This is a genomic window from uncultured Psychrobacter sp., from assembly GCF_947495825.1.
Classification (GTDB): Bacteria; Pseudomonadota; Gammaproteobacteria; order Pseudomonadales; family Moraxellaceae; genus Psychrobacter.
Map to the genome: position 1 here is coordinate 143,689 of NZ_CANMAH010000006.1, position 12,850 is coordinate 156,538.

Consider the following 12,850-nt stretch of genomic DNA (forward strand, 5'->3'; position numbering starts at 1 on the left):
ATCTAAGGTAGCGCGCTTTTTGTTGAGTGCTTTTATTTTAATAAACGAGTGATTACTTCACGATAGGCTCATGATTGATATAAATGACGCCTTGCACACGGCAACAGCAAGGCAAGATTTCATCTTCTTCGATCATAGCAAGCGGTGCAAACGGATAGTCAACTACATGTGAGCTGGCTATACGCTTGACTCGGCAGCTACCGCAATAACCTTCACGGCATTGATAATTGACCTCGTGCCCTGTACGCAGCAGCCCATCGAGCAAGCTTTCATCATCATGCAAATAAAACTGTTTTTTACTGGTCATTACCCAAGTCATAGTCTATCCCAGTAGTACTTTATTAACACTATATCCATCTATTTAGAACGTATTTTATCCTTAAGACGTAGAGTTACCTTTAAGCTCAAAGTCATTTAAAGCTCAAAACTATCTTAAAGCTCAAAGTCATCAAAGTCGCTTTCTGATAGATCCGAATCAATCTGCCCGACTAAGTACGAGCTGATCTCTGTCTCTTGCGGGGCAACCTGTACGTTATCAGACGACAACCATGTGTTGATCCATGGAATTGGATTGGACTTTGAGTTTGGGAACGCTGATGGCAAGCCAACCGCTTCCATACGTAAATTAGTAATATATTCGATATATTGACAAAGGATGTCTTTATTTAGGCCAATCATCGAGCCGTCTTTAAACAGATAGCTGGCCCATTCTTTTTCTTGCTCGGCCGCCTTACGGAATATCTCTACACTTTCATCATAGCACTCGCTTGCAATCTCGACCATCTCAGGATCGTCTTTGCCGTTGCGCATTAAGTTGAGCATGTGCTGCGTGCCAGTTAGATGTAGCGCCTCATCACGAGCGATAAGCTTGATAATTTTGGCATTACCTTCCATCAATTTGCGCTCAGCAAAGGCAAACGAGCAGGCAAACGACACATAAAAGCGAATGGCTTCTAAGACGTTGACCGCCATGATGCACAGGTACATCTGTTTTTTGAGCGATTTCAAATCAACGGTGACTTGCTCGCCATTGATATTATGCGTACCTGGACCGTACAAGCTATATAGCTGCGAGTTACGGTACAGCTCATCATAGTATTTGGCAATGTCGGACGCACGTTCCAAAATGTGCTCATTTTGCATAATGTCATCAAAGATAATATTTGGGTCATTGACGATATTGCGAATGATATGGGTATAGCTGCGCGAGTGAATGGTCTCGGAGAACGACCACGTCTCAATCCACGTCTCAAGCTCAGGGATAGACACCAGTGGCAGTAGCACCACGTTTGGACTACGACCTTGGATAGAGTCGAGTAAGGTCTGATACTTGAGGTTGCTCAAAAATATGTGCTGCTCATGCGAGGACAGATTGCTAAAGTCGATACGATCGCGTGACACATCAACTTCTTCTGGACGCCAAAAAAACGATAGCTGCTTTTCAATCAATTGCTCAAAGATTGGGTGCTTTTGTTGGTCATAGCGCGCTACGTTGACGGGCTGACCAAAGAACATCGGCTCTTTTAGCGCATTGTTTGGCGTTTGAGAAAAAATCGAGTAAGTCATGGGACTGCCTTTATAAGTGTTACGGTTATTAATTTATATGGGTTTGACTGGTTTTGATCTGATGCTATGACACATTTTTGGATTATAGCGTTTTAGCTTAGAGGTTCTCTAGAGATATCTGTGTCGCTTCTTGTCCATCGTTCATATAAGCTTTAAAAATCTCACTCAGCTCACTATCATCGAGTGCTTCTAATTCATCGAGCGCGCTTTTGCGTAGGGTACTCACATCCGATTCTTCCGCTATTTTTGTGTCTTTTTTAGCCGCTTTTGATGCTGGTTTTTTGGCTGCTTTTGCCACGCTTTTTTTGGTGATGGCTGCTTTTGGTGCTTCATCTGCACTTAACTGCTGACGCACCTCTGCAATATCAACCTCGACTTGTACGATGTGTGAGCTACCATCGTTTAGGTCTGAAAATACGTTTGGGATAAACAAACCACCGTCTTTTATGATTGCGGTATATTGCACGTCTATGACCTCCGTCATTTTTATGTTGTCTGTGTTCTAATTATAACAGTAGCCAATCCCGCCTACCGCTTGTATCTGCTTAATCGCCATTATCATCAGCAGGATAGTTGCTACAGAATTTGCGAAAATGCAAATTCTCTTGCGCTCGGACGAAGCATTGCTTCGTTATTTCCTCGCTCAGGACTAAATGACCATGTTAGGGCGTCTTTCTTTTTTCTTAGCGACCTTGCTATTTGAGTTTATTTTGTAGGGTGCGTCTCGCGCACCTTTAAATATAAGTTCTATATCATCGGTGTGCTGAGCGCACCCTACAACTTAAATTATCTATCAAATGTCTTTCACCCATTTTGCTACCCATTTCTCAATAGATGAAGATGAGTTTTTCTGTATAAAACTTAGCCAGTGTTTTCTCTCATCTTTAGGTAGGATTTGTGCCGCTCTAATAACAGCTAGTTTTTCCTTATTATTAAAATTTTGTATTTCGTCCTTTTTATTTCTTATCCATGATAACTTATTTAGTTTTATAGCTGCTTTCGATTGACAATTGATGCTGGTGTTTGCAAATACAAAAACCTCAATTTGCGGTATCTTAAGAATTTCTATATTTCGAGATATGTACCACTCGAACCATGTTTTTACAAGATTTCGCTGCATAAATGAAGAAGTTGATAATCCTATAATTTCATTTTTCCACTTGTCAATGAAGTTAGTATCACTTACTTTGTCTAGATATAGGAAAACATCATTCACTACAGGTAGAAATAAATTGAAATTATCAAAGATAACCTGTGCTGATTTTTCTATTTTATGTTTCTTTGACTTTCTAATAAAGTATCTAGCTATTCCTAAGTCCAGATGCTCATTATCTAGTATTCTTTGAGAAACCAAGTCGATTTGCTCTTCAAAAGAGTGATTTTCGTCTAGAAACGGATTATCCATTTCTTCAAACTGCTCAGAATAAGGATTGAATACTTCAATTTTTCTTATAATTTCTTGCTTTTCAATTTCATAACTATTGAACATAACTTTGTTAATATATTCTTTACTTCCCATAATACCTGTTTTATCAGTAGCTATGGTCAATCTATGGCTCTTGTAAAGATACAACGTTAAATTTTCTAATACTGAGGTGAGTTTTTCTTTATTATTTGAGAATATTCTATAGTCATCTACATATCTTGTATGTTTAATATTTTGGCCAATTAGATATTCATCTATATCTAGTAGAATGGCTTCAGCCATCAGTACACTGGCAGCAGGGCCTACGGGGATACCTTGAGAAGTTTTCCCATTCAAGGTAGATAAAAAGTACTCAACATCTTCAGCCACTTTTTCTAAAGTATGATCAGCATAAGAAATAGCGTTACACAGTCTATGGAGATAGATTTGATTATAAAAATCTGTTATATCAGTATAAAGAACATAATCAAACTCAGAAGCCAAACTTTGAGATTTATCTATATATTCCTGAAATCCATTACCATTCGAAAAAAAACTACCATTCTTAATTTCTATTCTATATGAACAAGCTACTTTAGATTCTTTTGGAACTCTCTTATTCTCAATAGCTTCTGCCACTGTATAGGCTAAACTTATATATATTAAAGTTTCTATTGCGTCTAGCTGTTGAACTACACGGAATCCACCTTTAGGCTTGGTCGAAGTAGATGTCGTAGGACTATTAAAAGACATGCTTTTAATACTAGTAGACATTAGTTCTTTTTTTACTTCGTCCCATGAATGCCATAAAGCTTCATATTCTTCTAGTTTCGGGAAGAAGTCAGAATCATAATATTTTTCTATATGTTCTCTGGCGAATTCTAAAGATTGATCAGATAGAAAGCTCATTTGATATGTCTCTGATATTGTTACTGATGATATAAAATAGCTAAGACTACAATAAGTAAACAGCGAGCTTAACTAAAAAGCCAAACCCGCCATCCATCAGAGCTTAAATCTTACAAGCCCCGCCAGCACAATCATCTTCCATATCCGCTTGGGCATCGTTCGCACCATCACGAGTGTTGTGGTAGTACAACGTCTTCACACCCATTTTATAAGCGTTTAGCAAGTCTTTTAGCAATATCTTCATCGGTACACGGCCACCTGCATAACGAACAGGATCGTAGTTAGTGTTGGCAGAGATACTTTGATCGACGAACTTCTGCATGATAGCGACCAGCTTTAGGTAACCATCATTGTTTGGCATTTGCCATAGTAGCTCGTACTGATCTTTTAGGGTAGCAATCTCAGGTACGACTTGCTTTAAGATGCCGTCTTTTGACGCTTTGATAGAGACCAGACCACGTGGTGGCTCAATACCGTTGGTCGCGTTGGCGATCTGACTAGAGGTCTCAGACGGCATCAAGGCGGTTAGGGTAGAGTTGCGTAGACCGTGCTCAGTGATCTCGCCGCGTAGCGTTTCCCAATCGAGATGTAGCGGCTCTTGGCAGATTTTATCCAAGTCGGCTTTGTACGTATCAATCGGCAAGATGCCTTGTGAGTACGTAGTTTCATTGAACGCAGGACAAGCGCCTTGCTCTTTTGCCAATTTGTTTGAGGCTTTTAAGAGATAAAATTGCAACGCTTCAAACGTCTGATGGGTCAGACCAAGCGCGCTGTCGTCAGAGTAGCGTGCGCCATTCTTAGCCAAGTAGTAAGCATAGTTGATTACGCCCACACCAAGCGTACGGCGACGCATGCTGCCGTTTTGAGCGGCTTTAACTGGATAGTCTTGGTAGTCGAGCAGGGCGTCAAGCGCACGGACGATTAGCTCAGCTGGCTCTTCGATATCGCTGACGTTTTCGACCTTACCCAAGTTGACCGCTGATAGCGTACAAAGGGCGATTTCGCCTTCTTCGTCATTGATGTTATCCAGTGGCTTAGTCGGTAGCGCGATTTCCATACATAGGTTTGACTGGCGAATCGGCGCAATGGCCGCGTCAAATGGGCTATGGGTGTTGCAATGATCGACGTTTTGGATATAGATACGACCTGTGCTGGCGCGCTCTTGCATCATTAGGCTGAACAAATCAGCAGCTGGGATTTGACGGCTACGGATGTTAGGATCATTTTCGTACTTGGTATATAGCTCTTCGAATTTGTCTTGGTCTTCAAAGAACGCATCATATAGGCCTGGCGTGTCACTTGGTGAAAATAGCGAGATGTCTTGCCCTTTGATGAGGCGCGTGTACATCGTTTTGTTTAATTGTACGCCGTAGTCCATATGACGGACACGGTTGTCTTCGACGCCGCGGTTGTTTTTGAGTACCAGTAATGACTCAACTTCCAAATGCCATAATGGGTAAAATAGGGTCGCAGCACCGCCACGGACGCCCCCTTGTGAGCAACATTTCACCGCTGTTTGGAACAGTTTATAAAATGGGATACAGCCAGTGTGCTGCGCTTCACCGCCACGGATAGGGCTACCAAGGGCGCGGATACGACCTGCGTTGATGCCGATACCAGCGCGCTGTGATACATAGCGTACGATGGCGCTGGTGGTCGCGTTGATTGAGTCTAGGCTGTCACCACATTCGATCAGTACGCACGAGCTAAACTGGCGCGATGGCGTACGTACACCCGACATGATAGGCGTCGGTAGGGAAATCTTAAACTGTGAGGTCGCATCATAAAAGCGTTTGACATAGCTTAAGCGGCTGGCCTTGTCGTAGTTGGCAAACAGGCACATACCGACCAGCATATACAAAAATTGCGGGCTTTCATAAACGCGCTTGGTGACGCGATCTTGTACGAGGTACTTGCCTGCCATTTGCTCAACCGCTGCATAGGCAAGGTTCATATCACGCCAGTGGTCAAGGTATTCTTCTAGCTCATCAAATTCTGCACGGCTGTAGTCCGCTAGGATATGCTCATCATATTTGCCAGCGTCGGTTAGCGTTTTGACGTGATCATACAGGTGCGGCGGCTCAAACTGGTTATAAGCAATCTTACGCAGATGGAAGATCGCCAAGCGCGCGGCGAGATATTGATAGTCAGGCGTGTCCTCTGAGATGAGGTCGGCGGCTGATTTGATAATGGTTTCGTGAATATCACGAGTCTTGATACCTTCATAGAACTGGATATGGGATTTTAATTCAACTTGCGATACCGACACATTGTCCAAGCCATCAGCCGCCCACGCTATTACCTTATGAATTTTGTCTAAATTAATAGGCTCTAAACGTCCATCACGTTTGGTTACTTGGATTTTATCAATATGTGTCATGTTAGCCTCTATTTTGATTGCTTATAGTGATGCTGCGCGCCAAAGGAGCGGCAGACATTCTTTATGACGCGATTGTAGTCGATGGTAGCAGCAGTTTTTTGGCAACAAGCAGCCACTACCCATAGTGATAGCAAAGATCACTGAGTACTACATGTAGCGTTTTTCTTAATCGGTAGGCACAATATAGCGGGAAAATTTTGAAAATACTATATTGATTTTAGGATAAAACTATGTTGCTACAACGTTGTAGACGGTCCAAATTTTGGCAAAGGACGATGGGATAAGGGTTAGGCGCAAATGAGGTCGATCATAAATTTTTTGTAAAAATAGTGCGGCCATTTGCTTTTTATTTTCTCAGCGATTGTCGCCTGATAACCATCATCGTGGCGGCAATAATGCGGGCGCAGATTGTACATCAAACCACAAAAAATCGCCACCCATATGTTATTACTAGTGAGTGACGATCTGGACTAAAAAGGTGCTAAACCTGCCTGAACGATTTATAAAACCATGCGAACCGTTTTGGCATTATCAAGAGACGCATAAAGCTTGTTTACTTGATCGGCCTCTGTCAGATATAAATTAACGCGGGCTGAATGAAAGCGACCTGTTCTAGAAGGTTTTACCTCGATAGAGGCCAAATCAAAATCAGGGAACTGACTGCCCAAGATGAGCTTGATTTCATTAAGCAAGCTCTCGTGCTCGCCTTCATGACCAATGATGCTGAGTGGGTAGTTCATCGGGAACTCCCAAAGCTCAGGATTTTGAATGTCTGTTTTTTTGCCTTTTAAGACGCCTTTATTTGGCGTCAAATCAGTGACTTTCACTGATGGCTGATTGCTGGTTGGGTTATTTACATTGTTGTCGACGTTGTCGTTGTTATTTTTTGAATCATCACTCATGATATGAGCCTCGCTTTTATAGATAATATTTTTGAATAAATCAGCTGGTTATAGTAGAGATTTTACCTACAGTATCTTTGTCTACTATTTATAATGGCGTGCGGTAGATTATTCAAGTTACGTTTGCCGCTCGTTTATTGTATGGCGCTTAGATGACGGCAATATTTACGGCAAATAACCATCAATAGGCATAATATCAGTCGGCAGATTGGTTTCTCCTAGCGCTTCTCGCAGATTGATTTCGATCGTGCGGGACAATGCCGTCAATGGAAGTTGGTTGGCTGCCAAACCAAACGGCTCTTCTAGCTCTTCACTCAATGCATCTAACCCAAAAAAGGTATAAGCAATCACGGCACAAACCAAGGGCGTTGCCCAACCAAGCGAGGCAACCAAGCCAAAAGGCAGCATGATGCAATACAAGTAGGTCGTACGATGTACCAGCAGCATATAAGCAAAAGGTAGCGGTGTGTTATGAATGCGCTCGCAGGCTGCCAAGACAATCGTCATAGAGGTCAGGCGCTCATCCATGTTTTGGATGACTTGCTCTGAGACCAGTCCTTGACGCCGAATATCGCCGAGATGCTTACCCATGAGGCGCATTATATGGTCAGGGACATTTTTTGCTTGATGCATACCATCATGATCTACCGCTGTGACAAAAGGCTTAATATCCGCCCAAGGTGGCGTACCACGCAGCCTGTGGCGCACCGCATGTGCAAAAGCAATGGTCAGATATACCATGGTGCGCTGAGTCTCACGACCATGCTCGTTGTCATCATCTATAAAGGATAGGACTTGACGGGTTAAGCTGCGAGCATCATATACCAACTGGCCCCATAGCATCCGTGCTTCCCACCAACGCTGATAGCTGGCGTTATTTCGAAATCCCAAAAACAGCGATAATGCGATGCCCAATAAGGTAAAAGTGGCGATACCATAATAAGGAAAAGAGTCAGGAATCCAGTGTTGAATAATGGTAATGGCTGTACTAAGGATGGTAACTAATAGCAGCTGCGGATATATTTTTGGAATGATTGAACCGCGCAGCGCAAAAAATATCTTAAACGGGTGGGGTGTTTGCCGGACAATCATGTCAGCTTCCTAGCGATGGTATGTATATATTTCTGGCATATTATATAGTGTAAGATTGCACTATAGGGTAAAAAACTACTAATTTTTCTCGTTAGTTAATCTATTAAAAACTGACATTTTATAAGCTTTTTAAAAGAGTAGATAAAGTGTCTGTATGCTTGTTAAGCTGACGAAGAATATTTGCTTATAAGAAAATTTGGAATTTATATGTCGAGTTATATTGAAGTGGATAGACAGTTTTCAGTTGTTTCTAAAGATAAAGATGATTTACAAGATATTGAAAATTACCTTAAATTTAATACTGGACAGTCTGAGTCATGGAATTCGCTTCTCAACGAGCTTCGTTGTATAGTACTCGCTGAAGCAGGTGCAGGAAAAACGCTTGAGTTCAAGGAAAGAGCTTCTTTGATGAATCGTAAAGGGGAGTATGCATTTTTTATTAGAATTGAAGATATTGATCGTCATTTTTATGACAGCTTTGAAGTTGGCGATGAGGAGGCGTTCGATAGTTGGTTAGATTCAAGTAAAGAAGCATGGTTTTTTCTGGACTCTGTAGACGAAGCTTTGCTTGCCAGTCCAAGGGCATTTGAAAAATCAATACGGTGTTTTGCTAGAACGATTAAGAGAGGTCAGCTTAGAGCACACATATATATTTCTAGTCGACCTTATAGCTGGAGAGCAAAGACTGATCAAGAATTAATGGATGAAGTTTTACCGCTAAAAGATAGTGATCATCAAAAAAGCGCTACCAGTAATGAGCAAAAATCTAATGATACGTTTAAAGTTTATAGCTTGCTTCCTCTAGATAAAGAAAGAATCACTACATACTGTCAAAAAAGAGGGGTTGAAGATACTCATCAATTGTTGGATGAGATTGAAAGACTTGATCTTTGGAGCTTGGCCGAAAGACCGTTTGACTTAGATACCATAATCGATAAGTGGAAAGATGATAAGTCACTCGATGGACGCTTAGAACTTATACAACATAATATTGATCTACGGCTTAATGAGAGTCATAGCGCTGGCTATCGCCTTGCATTAAATACAGATTTTGCGCGCAGCGGGGCACAGCGCTTGGCGGCAGCTTTACTATTGACAAGAAATGCAGAAATTAATGTGCCTGACTCGAAGCATTATAAACAGGGCATTGATGCAGAAACCATACTATACGACTGGGATAGAGGTGATATAAAAAAACTATTAGAAAGTGGGTTGTTTAACGATATCCTATATGGCGCAGTACGATTCAGACATAGAGATATACGCGAGCTATTAGCGGCAGAGTTTTTTAGTTCGCTACTAAAAGGTAACTATAACCGTTTACAAATTGAGTCCTACTTTTTCAGAGAACCTTTTGATGTAAATATTATTACCCCTTTGCTTCGTCCAGTACTGTCTTGGCTGATTCTATTTGATGACAATATTTACGCTAAGGCTTTGAGTATAACACCAGAAATCCTCATTGAAGGTGGTGACCCGTCTAAGCTAGCTATGCATTTAAGAAAGCAAGCAATCTTAAAGCTTATCGACAGTATAGATAAAGATCGCTACAAAGCATACATAGGAAGCAATACAGCAATTGCCAATCTTGCCCAGCCTGATTTAGAAAGTGATGTGCTCGAACTTATCAACCATTATAAAGGTAACGACAATATCATTCTATTTCTCAGCCGATTGGTGCTTCAAGGAGCACTGTCGAAATGCGTTAATACATTGATATCTGTTGTTATTGACGAGGATAGACAGAAGTATACGAGAAGAGTAGCTGCCAGTGCAGTTATGTCAGTTGGAACTCAAGAGCAAAAAAATACTGTATGGCAAGGTATTAATAATTCTAATAAGAAGATCCCAAGATGGCTATTAGCAGACTTAGTCCTGTATGCTGAATCAACGATTTCAAATGTTGATTTGATTATCCATAGTGTTGTTAATTTATCCGAACCAAACGAATTTACGCCAACAGCCTTGTCTGGAGCAGTGTCTGGATTTATTGAGCGTACAAATAATGATGTTACTGTTCATCTATTGAATAAGCTCCACAGCCATCTAAGCATACAGGTGTTGAATGAAACAGAAAGGGACGAGGTATCAAAACAAGATAAGTGGCTGATGAGTATAGCGCTAAAATGTATAGAAAGATTGATTTTAGCAAAAAATAAATATGCTCTATCAAATACATCCCTGTCAGTATTGGCTCGTGCAGCTGAGTTAAGATTCTATCGAGAAGTGCGTTTTGATGCTTGTGAAACGAATTTGCAACATATATTACCTCAATGGACTGAGTTGAACGATGCCCTGTACTGGTACAGTATAGAAGATGAAAGAACAAGAATGAGTAGTGCTGATCAATCTCGACCTTTGAATTCTGACTTCCTTCTATTTTATAGAGATAATTACTGGAGGTTTGAAACGTCTGATTTTTCAAGAGTGCTTGCGTACGTCGGGTCACGAACGCTAGATGATGATAAGCTAGTCGCACTTGGTAATGCGTATCGAATATATCATCAGAGCGATTGTCCCACTGAAATGTTGGACGATTTGCGCAAAACTGTATCAGGAAGTGATGTACTTGAGGATAAGTTAGAAAGATTATTGAATCCTGAAATCAGTGAAGCAATGAAAAAGTATGAAGAAGAATCAAAAATAAGGTGTGAGCAAGCAGACAAAAGAAAAGAAGAGTGGGAAAAAAGTAAGAAAAAATGGATAACGCATTTACGCAATAATCCATCCGAAGTTATTACACCTTCAGTAGAGGAAAGTGAAATCACTAATAATCATGTATGGCTATTAGATGAGATAAGAAAAAATAGCGTAGATGCCAGTTGTCTATATTGTACCAACTGGAAAAGCCTGATTCCTGAATTTGGTAATGAGGTTGCTTTAGCATACAAAGACTTTTGTATGAATTATTGGCGGTGTTATAAGCCTCGGTTAAAATCAGAACAAGACGTTGATAATTCAATTTCTAACGCTTTATTAATTGCTTTGTCTGGTCTGGAAATTGAATCCAATGAAGTCAGTGACTTCCCTAACTATTTAGATACTAATGACCTGAATACAGCATTGCGTTATATTACTTGGGATATTCATGGTTTTCCCAGTTGGTTTGAAAGAATGCATAGAGCATTTCCAAAAGCCACAGAAGATGCTATGTGGAAAGAGCTAGTTTGGGAGCTAGAAACCTGTAGTTCTGAAGGTTCTTTGAGTCATATTTTGCAAGACTTGATTCAACATGCTCCTTGGCTTCATGAATTTATGGCGGGCAGAGTATTAGACTATTTGATGGGTCGTACCAGTCCACTTACTATTCGTAAAGAATACTGTGTGAAGATATTGATTGAGGCTGGTGTTGAATCTGGAAAGCTGGCCACACTAGCTGATAAATATATAGCACTTAATGCTGATGACTATAAAGAAGTGGCTTGGTGGTATGCACTATTGGTTGATAATGATGCAGATAATGGTCTTCCAAAGCTTGAGCACTGGCTATCTGGTTTGAATAATACAGATGCTCAGCAACAAGCTGCAGCTATATTTATTACAGGCTTATTAGGCGGAACTTATACCCAGAAAAAAGTATATAACGCAGGAAAATTTAAGATAGCCCCTCATTTAAAGACCCTTTATGTGCTGATGCATAAATATATTAAGCTAAGCGATGATATACAGAGAGCTGGAGAAGGTGTTTATTCTCCTACCATTCGTGATGATGCTCAAGATGCTAGAGATAGATTATTAAGTTATTTGGTAGAGACACCAAGCAAAGAGAACTATTATGTTCTTAAGCAAATTTCTAAAGAGCATCAAGAAAGCTCACATAAATTGTTGCTGCAAAAACGCGCTTACGAAATGGCGGAAAGATATGGAGACATAACGCCATGGTCTGCCCAACAATTTAAGGACTTTTATAAATCTAAAATGTTGTCCCCTCAAACACATAGACAGCTTTTTGAGTTGGCAGTACAACAGTTAAAGGCGCTCAAAAATTGGGTCGAAAATGGCAATGACAGTCCATGGTTAACTTGGCAAAAAGCAGAAGAAGAAAATGAGGTTAGAACCCTTGTAGCGGGTTATCTAAATCAGCACAGAGGCGGTCACTATACCATTGCTGAAGAACCTGAACTGGCTAATGAGCAACGAATGGATATTTGGCTTGCTAATCCAAAAATTCAATCGCCTGTACCTATTGAATTGAAACTGCTTGATAAAAGCTGGAGTGGCTCAAAATTGTGTGAGCGATTGAGAAATCAGTTAGGCGGTGATTATCTGAGAGAAGAAACGTCGGGGTGTGGTATCTTTCTTCTAGTCTCCCTGAATCAAACAAAGCGTTGGATAATTGACGGTAAAACAGTCAGTATTGATGACTTGGCATCAGCTTTGAAGCAGTATTGGCAAACTATCTCTGATCAATATACGGGTATCGAGGAAATAGAAGTTATCGTCATTGATTTAAAAAAACGAGCACTAGTTTCTGATGCATAAGCTGTTAGATATCAAACCGTGATCTTTACGCACTTTAAGACCCGCAATACTTAACTAGAGCCTTTAAAGTATAAAAAAGCCGAGATAAACTCGGCTTTTTTTATTTAGCTTCAT

General features: G+C 40.7%; 8 protein-coding genes. 1 reads left to right on the forward strand and 7 read right to left on the reverse strand.

The features are described 5' to 3' along the window. Positions 1–52: 52 nt before the first annotated feature. From yfaE to Q0895_RS08345, 7 genes are all read right to left on the reverse strand, one after another. Positions 53–319 carry a class I ribonucleotide reductase maintenance protein YfaE gene (gene yfaE / locus Q0895_RS08315; RefSeq protein WP_299187604.1) on the reverse strand — a complete coding sequence of 89 codons (267 nt, stop codon included), beginning with the start codon at positions 317–319 and terminating at the stop codon, positions 53–55. 113 nt (positions 320–432) lie between these two features. Continuing rightward, positions 433–1,566, reverse strand: a complete 1,134-nt coding sequence (nrdB, locus tag Q0895_RS08320; RefSeq protein ID WP_299187607.1) for a class Ia ribonucleoside-diphosphate reductase subunit beta — start codon at positions 1,564–1,566, stop codon at positions 433–435. 97 nt (positions 1,567–1,663) lie between these two features. Further along, positions 1,664–2,032 carry a hypothetical protein gene (locus tag Q0895_RS08325; protein WP_299187610.1) on the reverse strand — a complete coding sequence of 123 codons (369 nt, stop codon included), beginning with the start codon at positions 2,030–2,032 and terminating at the stop codon, positions 1,664–1,666. A gap of 327 nt (positions 2,033–2,359) precedes the next feature. Next, on the reverse strand, positions 2,360–3,880 hold the full coding sequence (locus Q0895_RS08330) for an RNA-directed DNA polymerase (RefSeq protein WP_299187613.1): 1,521 nt from the start codon (positions 3,878–3,880) through the stop codon (positions 2,360–2,362). 103 nt (positions 3,881–3,983) lie between these two features. Beyond that, positions 3,984–6,260, reverse strand: a complete 2,277-nt coding sequence (gene nrdA / locus Q0895_RS08335) for a class 1a ribonucleoside-diphosphate reductase subunit alpha (protein WP_299187616.1) — start codon at positions 6,258–6,260, stop codon at positions 3,984–3,986. A 500-nt stretch (positions 6,261–6,760) separates the two neighbouring features. Next, positions 6,761–7,072: a DUF493 domain-containing protein gene (locus Q0895_RS08340; RefSeq protein WP_366139929.1), complete on the reverse strand. Its 312-nt coding sequence runs from the start codon at positions 7,070–7,072 to the stop codon at positions 6,761–6,763. Between the two features lie 255 nt (positions 7,073–7,327). Next, positions 7,328–8,254, reverse strand: coding sequence for a bestrophin family ion channel (locus tag Q0895_RS08345; protein ID WP_299187622.1), 927 nt, complete (start codon positions 8,252–8,254; stop codon positions 7,328–7,330). Between the two features lie 207 nt (positions 8,255–8,461). On the opposite strand from Q0895_RS08345, the gene Q0895_RS08350 reads away from it, so the two are divergent. After that, positions 8,462–12,736, forward strand: coding sequence for a hypothetical protein (locus tag Q0895_RS08350; RefSeq protein WP_299187625.1), 4,275 nt, complete (start codon positions 8,462–8,464; stop codon positions 12,734–12,736). Positions 12,737–12,850 lie beyond the last annotated feature (114 nt).